The following is a 19,410-nucleotide window of genomic DNA, read 5'->3' as shown; positions in this document are numbered from 1 at the left end:
CCGGGCCGTACCGACCAGCTGATACTGGCTCCGTGCGGTCCGGTCCGTCGTCTGGAGTCCGGACATGACCAGTACCACCAGCGCAGAGACAGCCATAGGCACGACCTCCGGTGCGGGGCCGGACCCGGCGCCGGGTGCCGGCGCCGAGGTCGAGCTGCTCATCGGCGGCATGACCTGCGCCTCCTGCGCCGCGCGCGTCGAGAAGAAGCTCAACCGCATGGAGGGCGTGAGCGCCACGGTGAACTTCGCCACCGAGAAGGCGAAGGTCACCTACCCCGAAGGCGTCCAGGTCGCCGACCTGATCGCCACCGTGGTGAAGACCGGGTACACCGCCGAGGAGCCCGCGCCGCCGGAGCCCGCCCAGGAGGAGCAGCCCGCCGGAACCGAGCCGGACCCCGAGCTCGCCGCCCTGCGCCGGCGGCTCACCGTCTCCGCCGTGCTGGCCCTTCCCGTGGTCCTGCTCGCCATGATCCCCGCCCTGCAGTTCGACAACTGGCAGTGGCTCTCGCTCACCCTCGCCTCGCCGGTCGTCGTCTGGGGCGCGTGGCCGTTCCACCGGGCCGCCTGGACCAACGCCCGCCACGGCGCCGCCACCATGGACACGCTCGTCTCGGTCGGCACGCTGGCCGCGTACGGCTGGTCGCTGTGGGCGCTGTTCTTCGGCGACGCGGGCATGACGGGGATGCACGACGAGTTCCGGTTCACCGTCTCGCGCATGGACGGCTCGTCCACGATCTACCTGGAGGTGGCCGCCGGAGTCGTCGCCCTGATCCTCCTCGGCCGCTTCCTGGAGGCCCGCTCCAAGCGACGCGCCGGGGCGGCCCTGCGGGCGCTGATGGAGCTCGGCGCCAAGGACGTCGCGGTACTGCGATACGAGGAGGGCGAGCGCGAAGCGCTCTCCGTCGAGGGCGGTGGTGGGCGACGGGTGGGCGGTCGTGAGGTGCGCGTCCCGGTGAGCTCCCTGGCCGTCGGCGACCGGTTCGTGGTCCGCCCGGGCGAGAAGATCGCCACCGACGGCACGGTGGTCGAGGGCGTCTCCGCCGTCGACGCCTCCATGCTGACCGGCGAGTCGGTGCCGGTGGACGTCGGCCCCGGGTCGACCGTGACCGGCGCGACCGTCAACGCCGGCGGCCGGCTGGTCGTGGCGGCCACCCGGGTCGGCGCCGACACCCAGCTCGCCCGGATGGCGAAGCTGGTGGAGGACGCGCAGAACGGCAAGGCCGAGGTGCAGCGCCTGGCGGACCGGGTCTCGGCGGTCTTCGTGCCCGTCGTCATCCTCATCGCGCTCGGCACCTTCGCCGTCTGGCTGGCCGTCACCGGCGACACCGTCGCCGCCTTCACGGCCGCCGTCGCCGTACTGATCATCGCCTGCCCGTGTGCGCTCGGCCTCGCGACGCCGACCGCGCTGATGGTCGGCACCGGGCGCGGCGCCCAGCTCGGCATCCTCATCAAGGGCCCGGAGGTCCTGGAGTCCACCCGCCGCGTGGACACCGTCGTCCTGGACAAGACCGGCACGGTCACCACCGGCCGGATGACCCTCCAGGAGGTGTACGTCGCCGAGGGCGCCGACGAGGAAGAGGTACTGCGGCTGGCGGGCGCCCTGGAGCACGCCTCCGAGCACCCGGTCGCCCGGGCGGTCACCGCCGGCGCCGAGGAGCGGGTCGGGCCGCTGCCGGCGGCCGAGCACTTCGAGAACGTCCCCGGGCGGGGCGTACGCGGACGCGTGGCGAACCGCGAGGTGGCCGTGGGGCGGCTCTTCGACGAGCTGCCCGAGGAGTTGGCCGCCGCCCGCTCCCGGGCCGAGCGGGAGGGCCGTACGGCCGTCGTGGTCGGCTGGGACGGAGCCGCCCGCGGTGTCCTCGCCGTCGCCGACGCGGTCAAGGAGACCAGCGCCGAGGCGGTGCGCGAACTGCGCGCGCTGGGGCTGACGCCGGTGCTGCTGACCGGGGACAACCGGGTGGTGGCCGAGGCCGTGGCACGGACCGTGGGCATCGAGGAGGTCGTCGCCGAGGTGCTGCCCGAGGACAAGGTCGACGTCGTACGCAAGCTCCAGGGCGAGGGGCGGACCGTCGCCATGGTCGGCGACGGGGTCAACGACGCCGCCGCGCTCGCCGCCGCCGACCTGGGCCTGGCGATGGGCACGGGCACGGACGCGGCGATCGAGGCGGGCGATCTTACGCTGGTGCGCGGGGACCTGCGGGTGGCGGCCGACGCCATCCGGCTGGCACGGCGTACGCTGGGCACGATCAAGGGCAACCTGGTGTGGGCCTTCGGCTACAACGTGGCCGCGCTTCCCCTGGCGGCGGCGGGGCTGCTGAACCCGATGATCGCGGGGGCCGCGATGGCCTTCTCGTCGGTGTTCGTGGTGACCAACAGCCTGCGGCTGAGGACGTTCCGCTGAGGTTCCACCGCGGTTCCGGTGAGGTGTTCCGGTGCGGGCTCGCAAGTTACTCCGGGGTTACGGAAGTCGATGTCAGAGTCCCCCTGGAGTCCAGGGCATACCTCACATAAGCTCTTCACGAGGCTCTCGCATCATCCTTACGCTTGAGTCCCGATCGCCGTATCGGGGCTCTTGCGCATCTAACGGACATATGCAAGAGACACAGATCACAGTGATGCGAACGTAACCATCGAAGGGGTTCGAAGGTCTAAGTTGGCGATGTCGGATCGGCGTCTTGGGGGGCGCTGACTGGCATCTGGGGATGTCTTGGGGGACTTCCTCAGAGATGCGTTGCCGGGACACGTACACCGGGAAGCTTTGAGCGGCCCTCCCTGCGTGCGCTGTCCCGGCAGATCGCACCGCATCACTGGAGTGCGACGGGTTCTGCTCGTTGTGCTCAGACAGCGATTCAGGCGCTGTCCTCTCCGAGCGCCCGGCCGGATCCCGTGGGGGGAATCCGCACCGGGACATGGGAAGGCGCCCTGGTCGTCGGCCCGTGGGGGGACCGGCGCTCCGGGGCGCCTTCTGCTATGCGTTTGTGTGCGGGCGGGCCACTGAGCGCCTGGGCGCGTCATGCGCCTGAACGCAGTCAAGCCCGCCCTGCGCCTGAGCGCGATCAGGCGTCCGAGGGCTCACGCACCCCGGACGCCCTGGAAAGGGACTCAGCGCTCCTCGACCGGGACGAAGTCCCGCTCCACCACGCCGGTGTAGATCTGGCGCGGACGGCCGATGCGGGAGCCCGGCTCCTTGATCATCTCGTGCCACTGGGCGATCCAGCCCGGCAGCCGGCCGAGGGCGAACAGGACCGTGAACATCTCGGTCGGGAAGCCCATGGCCCGGTAGATCAGACCGGTGTAGAAGTCCACGTTCGGGTAGAGCTTGCGCTCGACGAAGTAGTCGTCGGACAGCGCGTGCTCCTCCAGCTTGAGGGCGATGTCGAGGAGCTCGTCCTCCTTGCCCAGCGCGGAGAGCACGTCGTGCGCGGCGGCCTTGATGATCCGGGCGCGCGGGTCGAAGTTCTTGTAGACCCGGTGGCCGAAGCCCATCAGGCGGACGCCGTCCTCCTTGTTCTTCACCTTGCGGATGAAGGTGTCGACGTCGCCGCCGGAGTCGCGGATACCCTCGAGCATCTCCAGCACCGACTGGTTGGCGCCGCCGTGCAGCGGACCCCACAGGGCGTTGATACCGGCGGAGATCGACGCGAACATGTTGGCCTGCGAGGAGCCGACCAGGCGGACCGTGGAGGTCGAGCAGTTCTGCTCGTGGTCGGCGTGCAGGATCAGCAGCTTGTCGAGCGCGGAGACGACGACCGGGTCCAGGTCGTACTCCTGCGCCGGGACCGAGAACGTCATGCGCAGGAAGTTCTCGACGTAGCCGAGGTCGTTGCGCGGGTAGACGAACGGGTGACCGATCGACTTCTTGTACGCGTACGCCGCGATCGTCGGAAGCTTGGCGAGCAGGCGGATGGTCGAGAGGTTGCGCTGCTTCTCGTCGAACGGGTTGTGGCTGTCCTGGTAGAACGTGGACAGCGCCGAGACGACCGAGGACAGCATGGCCATCGGGTGGGCGTCGCGCGGGAAGCCCCGGTAGAAGTTCTTGACGTCCTCGTGCAGCAGGGTGTGCCGCGTGATGTCGTTCTGGAACGTGGTGAGCTCGTCGACGGTCGGCAGCTCACCGTTGATCAGCAGATAGGCCACCTCCAGGAAGGTGGAGCGCTCGGCCAGCTGCTCGATCGGGTAGCCCCGGTACCGCAGGATGCCCGCCTCGCCGTCGAGGTAGGTGACGGCGGATTTGTATGCGGCCGTGTTGCCGTAACCGCTGTCCAGAGTCACCAGACCGGTCTGGGCGCGCAGCTTCCCGATGTCGAAGCCCTTGTCGCCGACGGTGCTGTCGATCACCGGGTAGGTGTACTCGCCATCGCCGAACCGCAGTACTACTGAGTTGTCGCTCACGTCTTCCCTCACCGACGTAGTGCCTCTTCTTCGAGGTGCCCTGACTGTCTCTACCATCCCCCATTTGGCTCAGGAGAGTGCACTCGGGGTCGACCATTGGGCCTACTGACGGCACTCAGTGCCGCCAACCTGCCCATCCTCCACCCTCGGTCCGCCATCTGGAAGTGCTGTGTGACCTTCCCGACTCGTTTGATCGATCATTTTTGGTGATGTCAGGTCCGCCCGGTCGTCCGTCCGGTCCCCTGGAGCCTGAAGTCGAGTGCCGTGCACCGCCGTCCGGCCGACACCGTGCGCACCGCCTGGCCGATCGCCTTGCGCGAACCGACAAGGACGACGAGCTGCTTGGCCCGGGTGACCGCCGTGTAGAGGAGGTTGCGCTGGAGCATCATCCACGCACCGGTGGTGACCGGGACGACCACCGCCGGATACTCACTGCCCTGCGACCGGTGGATGGTCACCGCGTACGCGTGGGCCAGCTCGTCCAGCTCGTCGAAATCGTACGGAACCTCCTCGTCCTCGTCCGTCAGCACCGTCAGACGCTGGTCGACCGGGTCGAGCGAGGTGACCACACCCACCGTGCCGTTGAAGACTCCGTTCTTGCCCTTCTCATAATTGTTGCGGATCTGGGTGACCTTGTCGCCGACACGGAAGACCCGGCCGCCGAACCGCTTCTCGGGCAGGTCGGGGCGGCCCGGAGTGATGGCCTGCTGGAGCAGGCCGTTCAGGGCGCCCGCGCCGGCCGGGCCGCGGTGCATGGGGGCGAGGACCTGGACGTCCCGGCGCGGGTCGAGGCCGAACTTGGCGGGAATGCGACGGGCGGCGACATCCACCGTCAACCGCCCGGCCTCCTCCGTGTCGTCCTCGACGAAGAGGAAGAAGTCCTTCATGCCGTCCGTGACCGGATGCTGCCCGGAGTTGATCCGGTGCGCGTTCGTCACCACCCCCGACTGCTGGGCCTGGCGGAAGACCCTGGTGAGGCGGACTGCGGGGATCGGGCTGCCGTCGGCGAGCAGATCGCGCAGCACCTCGCCCGCGCCCACGCTGGGAAGCTGGTCGACATCCCCGACGAAGAGGAGGTGGGCGCCGGGCGGCACCGCCTTGACCAGCTTGTTGGCGAGCAGGAGGTCCAGCATGGAGGCCTCGTCGACGACCACCAGATCGGCGTCGAGTGGACGGTCCCTGTCGTACGCCGCGTCACCGCCCGGCTTCAGCTCCAGCAGCCGGTGCACGGTCGAGGCCTCGGCCCCGGTCAGCTCGGCCAGCCGCTTCGCGGCCCGCCCGGTGGGGGCGGCGAGCACGACCTTCGCCTTCTTGGCGCGGGCCAGCTCCACGACCGAGCGAACGGTGAAGGACTTGCCGCACCCGGGGCCACCGGTCAGCACGGCCACCTTCTCGGTGAGCGCGAGCTTCACGGCGGCCTCCTGCTCGGGCGCGAGCTCGACGCCGGTGCGGGCCGCGAGCCACGCCAGCGCCTTGTCCCAGGCGACGTCCCGGAAGCCGGGCATCCGGTCCTCGTCGGTACGCAGCAGACGCAACAGCTGGGCGGAGAGGGAGAGTTCGGCGCGATGGAAGGGGACGAGGTAGACGGCGGTGACGGGTTCCGAGTCGCCTTCGGGGCCCGGCACCTTCTCCCGGACGACCCCGGGCTCCTCACCCTCCTGCGCGGGCTCCGCCAGCTCGGCCAGGCACTCGATGACCAGCCCGGTGTCGACCTGGAGGAGCTTGACCGCGTCGGCGATCAGCCGTTCCTCCGGCAGGAAGCAGTGCCCCTGGTCCGTCGACTGCGACAGCGCGTACTGCAGTCCCGCCTTCACCCGCTCCGGGCTGTCGTGCGGGATGCCGACGGACTGGGCGATCTTGTCGGCGGTCAGGAAGCCGATGCCCCAGACGTCGGCGGCGAGCCGGTAGGGCTGGTTCTTGACGACGGAGATGGACGCGTCCCCGTACTTCTTGTAGATCCGCACCGCGATGGAGGTCGACACCTCGACGGTCTGCAGGAAGAGCATGACCTCCTTGATCGCCTTCTGCTCCTCCCAGGCGTCGGCGATCTTCTTGGTCCGCTTGGGCCCGAGACCGGGGACTTCGACAAGGCGTTCGGGCTCTTCCTCGATGATCCGGAGCGTGTCCATCCCGAAGTGCTGCGTGATCCGGTCGGCGAAGACCGGCCCGATGCCCTTGACCAGCCCGGAGCCGAGATAGCGCCGGATGCCCTGGACGGTGGCGGGCAGGACGGTGGTGTAGTTCTCGACGTGGAATTGCTTCCCGTACTGCGGATGCGACCCCCAGCGGCCCTCCATGCGCAGGGATTCCCCGACCTGGGCACCGAGCAGCGCCCCGACGACCGTGAGGAGGTCACCGGCGCCTCTTCCGGTGTCGACCCGGGCGACGGTGTAGCCGTTCTCCTCGTTGGCGTACGTGATCCTTTCGAGCACGCCTTCGAGGGTGGCGAGCCGCCGGTCGCCGGTGGGGGGTGTGGGGGCCGCCTGGTTCGTGGGGGTCGCCGCTTGTTGCGCCTGAGCCATGGTCCGACGGTAGCGGTGGGGTGTGACAGGGGGTGGGCGATCAGGGGTGCGGGTGCTTTTTGAGGGCTTCCAGGAAGGTGCTGAAGGTGGGGGTGGGGAAGGTGAGGGTGGCTCGGGACGGGGCCTTGGAGTCGCGGATGGAGGTGTGGGTGATGGTCGCGGCGACCTCAACGCAGGCGTTGCCGTCGCCCTCACCGGAATAGGATGACTTCCGCCAGTTATCGGGGGTGGGCATGGGCACCTCACAGCTCTTTGGTCAGCTTGTAGATGAAGTCGCGCGACCGGTCCCGGGCGAGCGCAACAGCCTCCACCTTACGGAAACGCGTTCGATAAGCGTCGAGCTGCGCTGCAGAATCGATGAACACGGAGCCGTGGGGCGCATCCCGTACCACCGTGTCCAGTTTGGGCAGGGGGCCACCCACATATGTCATGGCGCTTGAGGCCCTGGTGAAGCCGTCCAGGTCGAAGGGAATGACACGCACGGTGATGTTGTCCGCCTCGGACAGCGCCAGGATCCTGAGTAGTTGAGCTCGGGAGGCGGCGCGGTCGCTGACCCTGATTCGTAGTGCCGCCTCGTGGATCACCAACCGGTATGTGATGGACGCTCGCTGACGTCGCATTCGGTGTTGTACGCGCAACTCCAGCTCTTCGGTCGTGAGCTCAGGAACCCGGGAGGAGAAGAGCGCACGGGCGTATTCCTCCGTCTGCAACAGGCCGGACACATGCAGGATCGCCACCTCATGCAGGAACGTGGCGTGGTGCTCCAGTTCGGCCAGGTCCAGGAACGGCGTGGGCAACAGACCCCGGTACTCCTCCCACCAACCGCGTGTCCGATCGGCGGCCATCGCCACCAGGGCGTCGATGAACTCCTCGTCCGTACAGGCGTAATGGGATGCGAGGCGGCGCACCCGCTCCTCGCTCACCCCCACGAGCCCGGATTCGATGTGGCTCATCTGGACACGATTCGCTCCGAGCAATGCCGCCGCCTCAATGGCGGTGAGTCCCGCCGCCTCGCGGAGTCTGCGCAGTTCGATCCCCAGGCGCATCTGCCGTGCGGTTGGTTCGCGCCTCTGGACCATTGGTTGCTCCTCGTTCGGGGGTGGATTACGCGATCGACTTGCTACGGATTACAGGTTACCCCTACCGTCAGTGACGCAACGCACACGCAGCGGAAGCGCACCGCTCCGCCGTGCGATGGCGGCTGCGGCAATGCCACCGTGCGCGTAATCCCCATCCTTCGAACGGAGTTGACGCATGCCTGAAACCTGGGACTACACCCTCCACATCCCCAACGACCTCAGAGCCGTCACCATCTGTCGCCGCACCCTGCGCCTGATCCTGACGATGCACGGCCTGATCGGCCTGGTTGACACCGCGGAGCTGCTCGCGACGGAGCTGGTCTCCAACGCCGTACGCCACACGAAGGGGCCGGCCGCACTGAGGGTGCGCCGCTCACCGGAGGGCGTCGTCTGGATCGGGGCATGGGACACGGACCCGGCGCCGCCGGAGCCGCCGCAACCGCTCGGCGACATCGCGGAGTCGGAGGAGGGGCGAGGGCTTGGCCTGGTGATGGCGTGCGCGGAGTACTGGGGTTGGCAGCCGTCGGCTCGGTTCGGCAGCCAGGGGAAGTACGTGTGGTGCGAGCTGGTCGCGGCGGCGTGACGGTCGGCTCGGAGCGCGTACACGCGGCGGGTGAAACCGGGCCCTTGCTGGAGAGTGACCGTGGGGCCGCCCGCTTCTTTTGCAGTGTCGTGCTTCCGCGAGCCGAGTAAAGGGCGCTGCGCGTCGCCTTCGGCGATCGGCCTGCGGCCGACCCTTGACTCGGCTCGCTCCAGCACGGGGAAGAAGCAAGCGGGCAGCCCGGGGAAAGCGGGGCCCGGGCAGGGCGGTCCCTGCCGTCGGCTGGGCGCTCGAGCAGGGTCGGGGGCGCGCTCGCGCCTCGCCTGCACGCCGGGTGGGCTTGGTGGCGATCGGTGAGTGGGGGGGGGAGGGGGTAGCTCCTCACCACTTCGTCACACTGGCCATCAGTCACAGGTCGCACGGTAATTGGAGGATATGTCCCAGCGTGAGGTGGGAAAGTCGCAGGTCACTGAGCTCGGGCCTGGTACATACCCACCAATCGTGCCCGGGGGGCAGATGAGTGGCGTTCGGCCGACCCCAGAGGGGGGGCGTACGGGCGTATCGGCCGAGTGTGGCGAGGTGGGCGTGATGGGCAGGCGTGGGCCATGTCCGAGCTCGGTGAGCTGCGGGTTTGCCGTCCACTGCTCGCCCATGTCCGCCAGTCACCGAGCGCCTGCCTGCACTCACACACCGGTCACCTGGTTGGAGCGACTGCGTGCTCTGCCAGTACTGGGGGGCCGTACTGGCTCAACCGGTGACGGCTGGTCGGTCAGGGCCACGAGATGTCGAGCGGCAGGTCTCGGTGGAAGACGGCCATGGCCCGGCCGGGGCCGTTGTAGTCGTCGACGATCTCCGTGTCGAAGCCGAGGCTGCGATGGAAGGCGATCGAGCCGGTGTTCTCGACTGACGTGATCGCCTTCAGCTTCCCGGCACCGTGACGTTCCGCCGCTTCGGCGAACGCCGTGTACAGACGACGCCCGAGACCGGTGCCACGGGCATCCTCGCGCGTGGCGATCAGATGCACGTACCCGGTGCCGTCCGGGGTGACGAAGCCGAAGACGTACCCCCGGATTCCGTCCTCGGCCCGGGCGACCAAGCAGGTGGAACCGAACTCCTGCACCAGGGCCAGAAGGTGCAGCGACCGGAGGTCGCGTTCGCCCCAGTAACGGGAGTGATCACTCAGGACCTGGTGGAAGTCGGCCACCGCGGCCGGTGCGATGTGTATCCCCATGATGACGATCATGGCAGGCGCGCCTTGGCCGTCACAGGCGAAGGTCCGCACAGGTTCTACCCCGATCACCGTCGTGTCTGCCGACGTGGGTCGCGCTCGGTCACGATTGCGTCTCAGCCCCCTCCCTCCCCCTTGCCCCAACCCCGTGTAATCGATTCCAATCCTCCGTACACCCACATGTAATCGATTCCATGGGTTCCATGAAGTTCCACGAGTTCCACAAGGAGGTGGAGCCGGCGATGGCGAGCATCAAGGACGTCGCCGCCGAGGCGGGCGTCTCCGTCGCGACGGTGTCGCGGGTGCTGAACGACCACCCGTCGGTCAGCGCCGACGCCCGCACGCGCGTGCGGGCCGCCGTCGAGACGCTGGGCTACCGCCCGAACGCCGTCGCCCGTTCGCTGCGCACCGACCAGACCCGCACCCTCGGCCTGGTCATCAGCGATGTGATGAATCCCTACTTCACCGAGCTGGCCCGCTCGGTCGAGGAGGAGGCCCGGGCGCTCGGCTACAGCGTGATCATCGGCAACGCCGACGAGCGACCGGACCTCCAGGACCACCACGTACGGACGCTCCTCGACCGCCGCATCGACGGTCTCCTGGTCTCCCCCACCGACGGCGGCTCCCCGCTGATGCTGGACGCCGTGCGGGCGGGGACGCCGATGGTCTTCGTGGACCGGTGGATCCCGGGCGTGGAGGTGCCCGTCGTACGGGCCGACGGGCAGGCGGCCATCCGGGACCTCGTCGCGCATCTGCACGGGCTGGGGCACCGCAGGCTGGCGATCATCGCGGGCCCGGCCGCCACCACCACCGGCAGCGAGCGCGTCGACGCCTTCCGGGCCGCGCTGGCCGAGTACGGGCTCCCCCTCCCGGACGCCTACACAGGCCAGGGCGACTTCCAGGCGGAGAGCGGGCGGCGGGTCACCGAGGGCTTCCTCGACCTGCCCGAGCCGCCCGAGGTCGTCTTCGCCGCCGACAACCTGATGGCCCTCGGTGCGCTGGACGCGGTACGCGCGCGTGGGCTGCGCGTGCCGGACGACATCGCGCTGGCCGCGTTCGACGACATCCCGTGGTTCGTGCACACCGATCCGCCGGTCACGGCGATCGCCCAGCCGACGGGCGAGCTGGGCCGGGCCGCCGTACGGGCCCTGGTCGACCGCATCGAGGGACGTCCCCCCACGTCCGTCACCCTCCCCGCCCGTCTCGTCGTACGCCGCTCGTGCGGCGAGAACTCCTCTCCCCTGCAACCCCCCTCCCCAGTGCAAAGGAGCACGACGTGAGCAACCCGGACGAGTTGCTGCGCATCGAGGGCATACGGAAGACCTTCCCGGGCGTGGTCGCGCTGGACGGCGTCGACTTCGACCTGCGCCGGGGCGAGGTGCATGTGCTGCTCGGTGAGAACGGCGCGGGCAAGAGCACCCTCATCAAGATGCTCTCCGGCGCCTACACGCCCGACGCCGGGCGGATCCTGGTCGGCGGTGAGGAGGTGCGCATCCACGGTGCGCAGGACTCCGAGCGCCTCGGGATCGCCACCATCTACCAGGAGTTCAACCTCGTCCCCGATCTGACGGTCGCCGAGAACATCTTCCTGGGACGGCAGCCGCGCCGGCTCGGGATGATCGACCGGAAGCGGATGGAGGCCGACGCGGCCGTCCTCCTGGAGCGGGTCGGCGTCAGCGTCTCCCCACGCGCGCGTGTGCGCGAACTGGGCATCGCCCGGCTGCAGATGGTCGAGATCGCCAAGGCCCTCAGCCTGGACGCGCGCGTGCTCGTCATGGACGAGCCGACCGCCGTGCTCACCTCCGAGGAGGTGGAGAGGCTCTTCGCCATCGTGCGCAGGCTCCGCGAGGACGGCGTCGGGGTCGTCTTCATCACCCACCACCTGGAGGAGATCGCCGCGCTCGGCGACCGGGTCACCGTCATCCGGGACGGCAGGTCCGTCGGGCAGGTCCCGGCCTCCACCCCCGAGGACGAGCTCGTACGGCTGATGGTGGGGCGGTCCATCGAGCAGCAGTACCCGCGTGAACGCGCCGACACCGGCGCCGCGTTGCTGACCGTCGAGGGGCTCACCCGGGACGGCGTCTTCCACGACGTGAGCTTCGAGGTGCGCGCCGGTGAGGTCGTCGGCATCGCGGGGCTCGTCGGGGCCGGTCGTACGGAGGTCGTACGGGCGGTGTTCGGCGCCGACCCGTACGACGAGGGGGCCGTGCGGGTTTCCGGTACGGAACTCAGGCGGCACGACGTCCCCGCGGCCATGGCGGCCGGGATCGGGCTCGTCCCGGAGGACCGCAAGGGGCAGGGGCTGGTGCTGGACGCCTCCGTCGAGGAGAACCTGGGCCTGGTGACCATGCGGGCGGCGACCCGGGCCGGGCTCGTCGACCTCAGGGCGCAGCACACGGCGGCCGAGCGGATCGCCGGGCAGCTGGGTGTGCGGATGGCGGGCCTCGGCCAGCATGTGCGCACGCTGTCGGGCGGCAACCAGCAGAAGGTCGTCATCGGCAAGTGGCTGCTCGCCGACACCAGGGTGCTGATCCTCGACGAGCCGACGCGCGGCATCGACGTCGGCGCCAAGGTCGAGATCTACCAGCTCATCAACGAGCTGACGGCCGCCGGTGCCGCCGTTCTCATGATCTCCAGCGATCTGCCCGAGGTGCTCGGCATGAGCGACCGGGTGCTGGTGATGGCCCAGGGCCGGATCGCGGGCGAGCTCGCCGCCGAGGAGGCCACCCAGGACGCCGTGATGGCGCTCGCCGTGAGCACTCCCCCGACCGACAACACGTCTCCCACCGAACTGGAGGCCCCCCGTGGCCACTGACACGCTCAAGAGCACTACGGGCGCCGGTGGCGCCGCGGCGGTCCGCCGTCTCCTGCTCGACAACGGCGCGCTCACCGCGCTGATCGTCCTTCTCGTCGCCCTGTCGGCGCTGTCCGGGGACTTCCTGACCACCGACAACCTCCTCAACGTGGGTGTGCAGGCGGCCGTGACGGCCGTCCTCGCCTTCGGCGTCACGTTCGTGATCGTCTCGGCGGGCATCGACCTGTCGGTCGGCTCGGTGGCCGCGCTGTCCGCCACCGTGTTGGCGTGGAGCGCGACAGCGCACGGCGTGCCGGTGTTCACAGCCGTTCTGCTGGCCGTCGCCACCGGTTTCGCGGCCGGTCTGGTCAACGGCTTCCTGATCGCCTACGGGAAGCTGCCGCCGTTCATCGCGACGCTCGCGGTGCTGTCGGTGGCCCGCGGCCTGGCGCTGGTCATCTCAGGGGGCTCCCCGATCGCCTTGCCCGGTTCCGTCTCGCACCTCGGTGACACGCTGGGCGGCTGGCTGCCGGTGCCGGTGCTGGTCATGGTCGTCATGGGGCTCGTCGCGGCGTTCGTGCTGGGGCGGACGTACATCGGCCGGTCCATGTACGCGATCGGCGGCAACGAGGAGGCGGCCCGGCTGTCGGGGCTGCGGGTGAAGCGGCAGAAGCTGGCCATCTACGCCCTGTCCGGTGTGTTCGCCGCCGCCGCGGGTGTCGTGCTGGCCGCCCGGCTGTCCTCCGCGCAGCCGCAGGCGGCCGACGGCTACGAGCTGGACGCGATCGCCGCGGTCGTCATCGGCGGGGCCTCGCTGGCGGGCGGTACCGGCAAGGCGTCGGGGACGCTGATCGGTGCGCTGATCCTGGCGGTGCTGCGCAACGGGCTGAACCTGCTGTCGGTCTCCGCCTTCTGGCAGCAGGTCGTGATCGGTGTCGTGATCGCGCTGGCGGTGCTGCTCGACACGCTGCGCCGCAAGGCCGGGGCGACCCCGGTGGCCGCGGGCACCGGTGACGGTGGCAAGGGCAGGCAGGCGGGGACGTACGCGCTCGCGGCGGTGGTCACCGTGGCGATCGTGGGCGCGACCTCGTTCCTGCACGGCGGTTCCTCCGCCACGGCCGATCCGAAGATGGGCCTGTCCCTGTCCACCCTGAACAACCCGTTCTTCGTGCAGATCCGGGCGGGCGCCCAGGCCGAGGCGAAGAAGCTGGGCGTGGACCTGACCGTCACGGACGCTCAGAACGACGCCTCCCAGCAGGCCAACCAGCTCCAGAACTTCACCAGTTCCCAGTTCGACGCGGTCATCGTCAACCCGGTGGACTCGGACGCCGCGGGCCCGTCCGTGCGGGCCGCCGACAAGGCGAAGACCCCCGTCATCGCGGTGGACCGGGGCGTCAACAAGGCCTCGGTGGACGCTCTGGTGGCCTCCGACAACGTGGCCGGCGGTGAGCTCGCCGCGAAGACGATCGCCGAGAAACTCGGCGGCAAGGGCAGGATCGTGATCCTGCAGGGCCAGGCGGGCACCTCCGCCGCCCGGGAACGGGCGGAAGGTTTCGCCAAGGGCCTGAAGGCCTACCCGGGCATCCGGGTGCTGGCCCAGCAGCCCGCCGACTTCGACCGCACCAAGGGCCTCGACGTGATGTCGAACCTGCTCCAGGCCCACCCCGACGTCCAGGGCGTCATCGCCGCCAACGACGAGATGGCCCTCGGCGCCGTCAAGGCGCTGGGTTCCAAGGCCGGCAAGTCGGTCCAGGTCGTCGGCTTCGACGGCACCCCGGACGGCCTGACCGCTGTGAAGAACGGCACTTTGTACGCGTCCGTGGCCCAGCAGCCCACCCAGCTCGGGAGGATCGCGGTGGACAACGCGCTGCGGGCGATCCAGGCCAAGAAAGTGGCGGCGACGGTGAAGGTGCCGGTGAAGGTGGTCACGAAGGGGAACGTGGCCGGGTTCAGCGGCTGACCGGCGAAGGCGAACGACCGGCGCCCGTAGGCGAACGGGCGTTATCTCTCAGGGGAGTTCCATTCATGTACGACTACGACCTCCTGGTCGTGGGATCGGCCAACGCCGACCTGGTGATCGGCGTCGAGCGGCGCCCGGGCGCCGGTGAGACGGTGCTCGGCGGCGATCTGACCGTCCACCCGGGCGGCAAGGGCGCCAACCAGGCGGTCGCGGCCGCCCGGCTCGGGGCCCGTACGGCCCTGCTGGCGCGGGTCGGCGACGACGCGCACGGCCGGCTGCTGCTCGACTCGCAGCGGGCGGCCGGCGTGGACACGGTGGGCGTGCTGGTGGGCGGCGCGCCGACGGGCGTCGCGCTCATCACCGTCGATCCGTCCGGTGACAACAGCATCGTCGTCTCACCGGGCGCCAACGGCCGGCTGACGCCGACGGACGTGCGTGCCGCGAGCTGCCTCCTGCACGCCTCCCGGGTGGTGTCGGCGCAGCTGGAGATCCCGCTGGAGACGGTCGTGGAGGTCGTACGGAACCTGCCGGAGGGCAGCCGTTTCGTCCTGAACCCCTCCCCGCCGCGTCCGCTCCCGGCGGAGGTGCTGGCGGCCTGCGACCCGCTGATCGTGAACGAGCACGAGGCGCGGGTGATCCTGGGCGACATCTCCGCGGGGGCCCGTCCGGAGGACTGGGCGGGGATCCTGCTCGCCAAGGGCCCGCGCTCGGTGGTCGTCACGCTGGGCGCCGAGGGCGCGCTGGTCGCGTCCATGGAAGGCGTGACGCGGGTCCCGTCGGTGAAGGTGGACGCCGTGGACACCACGGGCGCCGGCGACGCGTTCACGGCGGCGCTGGCCTGGCGGCTCGGCTCGGGTTCCTCCCTCGCCGAGGCGGCGGCCCACGCGGCCCGGGTCGGTGCGGCGGCCGTCACGAAACGCGGCGCGCAGGAGTCGTTCCCGACGGCGGCGGAGGTGGACACCCTGTGAAGAAGGCGGGCATCCTCAACCGTCACCTCTCCGGCGCCCTGGCCGAACTGGGCCACGGGCACGGCGTCCTCGTGTGCGACGCGGGCATGCCGATCCCCGAGGGCCCCCGCATCGTCGACCTCGCCTTCCGCGCCGGGGTGCCGTCCTTCGCCGAGGTGCTGGACGGTCTGCTGGCCGAACTGGTGGTGGAGGGCGCGACGGCGGCGACGGAGGTGCGCGAGGCCAATCCAGCGGCGGCGTCCCTGCTGGCCGGGCACTTCCCCGGCCTCGCCCTGGTGCCGCACGAGCGGCTGAAGGAACTGTCGGCGGGGGCGCGTCTGGTCGTACGCACGGGAGAGGCCCGGCCGTACGCGAACGTGCTGCTGCGGTGCGGGGTGTTCTTCTGACCCGAAGTCTGCGAGGGGCTCGGTGAAAGCTTCGAGGGGCCCGGTCCGACGACCGGGCCCCTCGGCGTTTCCCTCCCGTATCAGAACCCCGTGATCCCCCCGGATCCCCCTTCAGAAGCCCTGATGCCACGTACGACCCACCGGGTGCGGGAAGGGTTGCACGGGATTCCGGAATTTTTTATTCGCCCGCCTGTTCGCCCACGTGTTCCGCGAACCGCGCCGCCGTCTCGGCGAGCACCTCTCGGCCGTCCCGTGCCCACAGCGCGTCGTTGAAGAGTTCCACCTCGATGGGACCGGTGTAGCCGGCCGCCTCGACGTAGCCCTTCCACTCGCGCATGTCGATCGCGCCGTCGCCGATCTGGCCGCGCCCGTTGAGCACGCCCTCGGGCAGGGGGGTGGTCCAGTCGGCGAGCTGGAAGGTGTGGATGCGGCCACTCGCTCCGGCGCGGGCGATCTGGGCGGGGGCCTGGTCGTCCCACCAGATGTGGTACGTGTCGACGGTGACGCCGACCTGGTGGGCGGGGAAGCGCTCGGCGAGGTCGAGGGCCTGGGTGAGGGTGGAGACGACGCAGCGGTCCGCGGCGTACATGGGGTGGAGGGGCTCGATGGCCAGCTTCACCCCGTGTTCCTCGGCGTAGGGCCCGAGTTCGGCGAGGGCGTCGGCGATGCGTTCGCGGGCGCCGTGCAGGTCCTTCGAGCCGGCGGGCAGGCCGCCGGAGACCAGGACCAGCACTTCGGTGCCGAGGGTGGCGGCCTCGTCGACGGCACGGCGGTTGTCGGCCAGGGCCGCCGCGCGTGCCGCCGGGTCGATGGCCGTGAGGAAGCCGCCGCGGCACAGGGTCGTGACGGTGAGGCCCGCGTCGCGGACGAGTTTCGCGGTCGCCTCCAGGCCGTGACTCTGCACCGGCTCGCGCCACAGGCCGACGTTGGTGACGCCCAGGTCGCGGCAGGCGTCGACGAGTTCGGGCATCGAGAGCTGCTTCACCGTCATCTGGTTGATGGAGAAGCGTTCGCGTTCGAGAGCAGCGGTCACTGGGGCACCCCGTACACGGCGAGCAGGGACTTCATCCGTTCCTCGGCCAGCTTGGGGTCGGGGAACAGGCCCAGCCCGTCGGCGAGTTCGTAGGCGCGGGCGAAGTGCGGGAGGGAGCGGGCGGACTGCAGGCCGCCGACCATCGTGAAGTGTGCCTGGTGGCCCGCGAGCCAGGCCAGGAAGACCACGCCCGTCTTGTAGAAGCGGGTGGGGGTCTGGAAGAGGTGGCGGGACAGCTCCACCGTGGGGTCGAGGAGGGCGCGGAATCCGGCTGTGTCCCCCGTGTCCAGGACCCGTACCGCCTCGGCCGCGAGCGGGCCCAGCGGGTCGAAGATGCCGAGCAGGGCGTGGCTGAAGCCCCGCTCGTCGCCCGCGATCAGCTCGGGGTAGTTGAAGTCGTCGCCGGTGTAGCAGCGCACGCCCTGCGGGAGGCGGCGGCGCACGTCGATCTCGCGCTGGGCGTCCAGGAGCGAGATCTTGATGCCGTCGACCTTGTCGGGGTGGGCGGCGATGACCTCGAGGAAGGTGTCGGTGGCCGCGTCCAGGCCGGTGGAGCCCCAGTAGCCCTCCAGGGCCGGGTCGAACATCGGGCCGAGCCAGTGCAGGATCACCGGTTCGGCGGACTGGCGCAGGAGGTGGCCGTAGACCTCCAGGTAGTCCTCGGGGCCCCGGGCGGCGGCCGCGAGGGCCCTGGAGGCCATCAGGATCGCCTGGGCGCCGGACTCCTCGACGAGCGCGAGCTGTTCCTCGTACGCCGCGCGGATCTCCACGAGAGACCCGCCGGTGATCTGGTCGGTGCCGACCCCGCAGGCGATCCGGCCGCCCACGCTGCGGGCCTCCGCGGCGGACCGGCGGATCAGCTCGGCGGCGCCCGCCCAGTCCAGGCCCATGCCGCGCTGGGCGGTGTCCATCGCCTCGGCGACGCCGAGCCCGTGGGACCACAGGTGGCGGCGGAAGGCGAGGGTGGCGTCCCAGTCGACGGCGGCGGGCGAGTCGGGGGACACGTCGGCGTACGGGTCGGCGACGACGTGCGCCGCCGAGAAGACCGTACGGGAGGTGAGGGGGGTGCCGGGGGTGGCGGCGAGCGGCTCGGTGCGGGGTTCGTAGGTCCGCAGTGCGCCGTGCGCGTCGGGCAGTCGGATGGTCACAGCGCGATCTCCGGTACGTCGATACGGCGGCCCTCGGCGGACGACTTCAGGCCCAGCTCGGCGAGCTGGACGCCACGGGCGCCGGCGAGGAGGTCCCAGTGGTAGGGGGCGTCGGCGTAGACGTGCTTGAGGAACAGCTCCCACTGGGCCTTGAAGCCGTTGTCGAACTCGGCGTTGTCCGGGACCTCCTGCCACTGGTCGCGGAAGACCTCGGTGACGGGGATGTCCGGGTTCCAGACCGGCTTGGGGGTGGCGCTGCGGTGCTGGGCGCGGCAGTTGCGCAGGCCGGCGACCGCCGAGCCCTCCGTACCGTCCACCTGGAACTCCACCAGCTCGTCGCGGTTGACGCGGACCGCCCAGGAGGAGTTGATCTGGGCGATGGCACCGCCCTCCAGCTCGAAGATGCCGTAGGCGGCGTCGTCGGCGGTGGCGTCGTAGGGCTTGCCGTTCTCGTCCCAGCGCTGCGGGATGTGGGTGGCGGCGAGGGCCTGGACGGACTTCACGCGGCCGAACAGCTCGTGGAGGACGTACTCCCAGTGCGGGAACATGTCGACGACGATGCCGCCGCCATCCTCGGTGCGGTAGTTCCAGGAGGGGCGCTGGGCGGGCTGCCAGTCACCCTCGAAGACCCAGTAGCCGAACTCGCCGCGGACGGACAGGATCCGGCCGAAGAAGCCGCCGTCGATGAGCCGCTTCAGCTTCAGCAGGCCGGGGAGGAAGATCTTGTCCTGGACGACGCCGTGCTTGATGCCGGCGGCGTGCGCGAGCCGGGCGAGTTCGAGGGCGCCGTCGAGGCCGGTGGCGGTGGGCTTCTCGGTGTAGACGTGCTTGCCCGCGGCGATCGCCTTCTTGATCGACTCCTCGCGGGCGGAGGTGACCTGGGAGTCGAAGTAGATGTCGACCTCCCGGTCGGCGAGCACCGCGTCCACGTCCGTGGCGATGTGCTCGAGACCGTGGCGGTCCGCGATCTCCCGCAGGGCGTGTTCGCGGCGGCCGACCAGGACCGGTTCCGGCCACAGCACGGTGCCGTCGCCGAGGTCGAGGCCACCCTGCTCGCGCAGGGCCAGGATCGACCGGACGAGGTGCTGTCGGTAGCCCATGCGCCCGGTGACGCCGTTCATGGCGATACGCACCGTCTTGCGTGTCACGTCAGTCCCCATTCATCAGCATTGCGACCATAAGTCATACAGCAAGCGCTTTCTATACCATGAGAAGCTAGCCTCTGACCGGTGCTCCGGACAAGGCCTGGTCCAAGCGGAATTGTTCGAGGGGTCGAACAGTAGGGGTGGTTGGCCTTAGGGTCAGCTCGACACCGCACGGAACCGTGGCAGTGACTGGCCTGTCTACGAGGACGTACGA

The 19,410-nt window shown here is 70.1% G+C and carries 15 protein-coding genes; 7 read left to right on the top strand and 8 right to left on the bottom strand.

All coding sequences use genetic code 11. From position 1 onward, the window contains the following. Positions 1-64 precede the first annotated feature (64 nt). Entirely contained in the window at positions 65-2,401 is a 2,337-nt protein-coding gene (locus tag ACFY0F_RS00295; RefSeq protein WP_388786614.1) for a heavy metal translocating P-type ATPase, read from the top strand. Positions 2,402-3,102: 701 nt separating this feature from the next. On the opposite strand, the gene ACFY0F_RS00290 is transcribed toward ACFY0F_RS00295, so the two are convergent. The 4 genes from ACFY0F_RS00290 to ACFY0F_RS00275 form a co-directional block, all read right to left on the bottom strand. Further along, entirely contained in the window at positions 3,103-4,392 is a 1,290-nt protein-coding gene (locus tag ACFY0F_RS00290) for a citrate synthase (RefSeq protein ID WP_388786611.1), read from the bottom strand. Between the two features lie 212 nt (positions 4,393-4,604). Further along, a complete protein-coding gene (locus ACFY0F_RS00285) occupies positions 4,605-6,914 on the bottom strand; it encodes an ATP-dependent RecD-like DNA helicase (protein ID WP_388786609.1) in 2,310 nt (769 codons plus the stop codon). A gap of 40 nt (positions 6,915-6,954) precedes the next feature. After that, positions 6,955-7,149, bottom strand: coding sequence for a DUF397 domain-containing protein (locus ACFY0F_RS00280; protein ID WP_388786607.1), 195 nt, complete (start codon positions 7,147-7,149; stop codon positions 6,955-6,957). Positions 7,150-7,156: 7 nt separating this feature from the next. Further along, positions 7,157-7,993 (bottom strand): helix-turn-helix domain-containing protein, encoded by an 837-nt coding sequence (locus ACFY0F_RS00275; RefSeq protein ID WP_388786604.1) that lies wholly within the window; start codon positions 7,991-7,993, stop codon positions 7,157-7,159. A gap of 175 nt (positions 7,994-8,168) precedes the next feature. Here ACFY0F_RS00275 and ACFY0F_RS00270 point away from each other — a divergent pair, with 175 nt between their 5' ends. Further along, entirely contained in the window at positions 8,169-8,576 is a 408-nt protein-coding gene (locus ACFY0F_RS00270; protein WP_388786602.1) for an ATP-binding protein, read from the top strand. A gap of 727 nt (positions 8,577-9,303) precedes the next feature. On the opposite strand, the gene ACFY0F_RS00265 is transcribed toward ACFY0F_RS00270, so the two are convergent. Beyond that, positions 9,304-9,777, bottom strand: coding sequence for a GNAT family N-acetyltransferase (locus ACFY0F_RS00265; protein ID WP_388786599.1), 474 nt, complete (start codon positions 9,775-9,777; stop codon positions 9,304-9,306). Positions 9,778-10,004: 227 nt separating this feature from the next. Between ACFY0F_RS00265 and ACFY0F_RS00260 the strand changes: the two genes are divergently transcribed. From ACFY0F_RS00260 to rbsD, 5 genes are all read left to right on the top strand, one after another. Then, the gene (locus ACFY0F_RS00260; RefSeq protein WP_388789097.1) at positions 10,005-11,042 is read left to right on the top strand and encodes a LacI family DNA-binding transcriptional regulator; all 1,038 of its coding nucleotides are present in this window, start codon (positions 10,005-10,007) and stop codon (positions 11,040-11,042) included. After that, a complete protein-coding gene (locus ACFY0F_RS00255) occupies positions 11,039-12,577 on the top strand; it encodes a sugar ABC transporter ATP-binding protein (protein WP_388786596.1) in 1,539 nt (512 codons plus the stop codon). Before ACFY0F_RS00260 ends, ACFY0F_RS00255 begins: the two co-directional genes overlap by 4 nt. Then, the gene (locus tag ACFY0F_RS00250; protein ID WP_388786592.1) at positions 12,567-14,516 is read left to right on the top strand and encodes a substrate-binding domain-containing protein; all 1,950 of its coding nucleotides are present in this window, start codon (positions 12,567-12,569) and stop codon (positions 14,514-14,516) included. Before ACFY0F_RS00255 ends, ACFY0F_RS00250 begins: the two co-directional genes overlap by 11 nt. 65 nt (positions 14,517-14,581) lie before the next feature. Beyond that, entirely contained in the window at positions 14,582-15,484 is a 903-nt protein-coding gene (locus tag ACFY0F_RS00245; protein WP_388786589.1) for a ribokinase, read from the top strand. Continuing rightward, positions 15,481-15,870: a D-ribose pyranase gene (gene rbsD / locus ACFY0F_RS00240; RefSeq protein WP_388786586.1), complete on the top strand. Its 390-nt coding sequence runs from the start codon at positions 15,481-15,483 to the stop codon at positions 15,868-15,870. The genes ACFY0F_RS00245 and rbsD overlap by 4 nt, the downstream gene beginning before the upstream one ends. A 178-nt stretch (positions 15,871-16,048) precedes the next feature. Here rbsD and ACFY0F_RS00235 read toward each other — a convergent pair whose 3' ends face one another. The 3 genes from ACFY0F_RS00235 to ACFY0F_RS00225 are packed head-to-tail and all read right to left on the bottom strand — an operon-like array spanning position 16,049 to position 19,199. Continuing rightward, positions 16,049-16,861 carry a sugar phosphate isomerase/epimerase family protein gene (locus ACFY0F_RS00235; RefSeq protein WP_388789095.1) on the bottom strand — a complete coding sequence of 271 codons (813 nt, stop codon included), beginning with the start codon at positions 16,859-16,861 and terminating at the stop codon, positions 16,049-16,051. 38 nt (positions 16,862-16,899) lie between these two features. Continuing rightward, positions 16,900-18,051: a dihydrodipicolinate synthase family protein gene (locus tag ACFY0F_RS00230; RefSeq protein ID WP_388786583.1), complete on the bottom strand. Its 1,152-nt coding sequence runs from the start codon at positions 18,049-18,051 to the stop codon at positions 16,900-16,902. Continuing rightward, the gene (locus tag ACFY0F_RS00225) at positions 18,048-19,199 is read right to left on the bottom strand and encodes a Gfo/Idh/MocA family protein (protein WP_388786581.1); all 1,152 of its coding nucleotides are present in this window, start codon (positions 19,197-19,199) and stop codon (positions 18,048-18,050) included. Before ACFY0F_RS00225 ends, ACFY0F_RS00230 begins: the two co-directional genes overlap by 4 nt. Positions 19,200-19,410: the final 211 nt, after the last annotated feature.

Origin of the sequence: Streptomyces sp. NPDC001544 (assembly GCF_042894285.1) — a bacterium.
Classification (GTDB): domain Bacteria; phylum Actinomycetota; class Actinomycetes; order Streptomycetales; family Streptomycetaceae; genus Streptomyces.
The sequence above is the reverse complement of the archived record's forward strand: the minus strand, read 5'-3'. Positions and strand labels throughout refer to the sequence as shown.

Coding starts and splice junctions, on each gene's coding strand:
- ACFY0F_RS00265 (WP_388786599.1), bottom strand. CDS start 9,777: ATGATCGTCATCATGGGGATACACATCGCACCGGCCGCGGTGGCCGAC.
- ACFY0F_RS00270 (WP_388786602.1), top strand. CDS start 8,169: ATGCCTGAAACCTGGGACTACACCCTCCACATCCCCAACGACCTCAGA.
- ACFY0F_RS00260 (WP_388789097.1), top strand. CDS start 10,005: ATGGCGAGCATCAAGGACGTCGCCGCCGAGGCGGGCGTCTCCGTCGCG.
- ACFY0F_RS00275 (WP_388786604.1), bottom strand. CDS start 7,993: ATGGTCCAGAGGCGCGAACCAACCGCACGGCAGATGCGCCTGGGGATC.
- ACFY0F_RS00245 (WP_388786589.1), top strand. CDS start 14,582: ATGTACGACTACGACCTCCTGGTCGTGGGATCGGCCAACGCCGACCTG.
- ACFY0F_RS00235 (WP_388789095.1), bottom strand. CDS start 16,861: ATGACGGTGAAGCAGCTCTCGATGCCCGAACTCGTCGACGCCTGCCGC.
- ACFY0F_RS00285 (WP_388786609.1), bottom strand. CDS start 6,914: ATGGCTCAGGCGCAACAAGCGGCGACCCCCACGAACCAGGCGGCCCCC.
- ACFY0F_RS00280 (WP_388786607.1), bottom strand. CDS start 7,149: ATGCCCACCCCCGATAACTGGCGGAAGTCATCCTATTCCGGTGAGGGC.
- ACFY0F_RS00295 (WP_388786614.1), top strand. CDS start 65: ATGACCAGTACCACCAGCGCAGAGACAGCCATAGGCACGACCTCCGGT.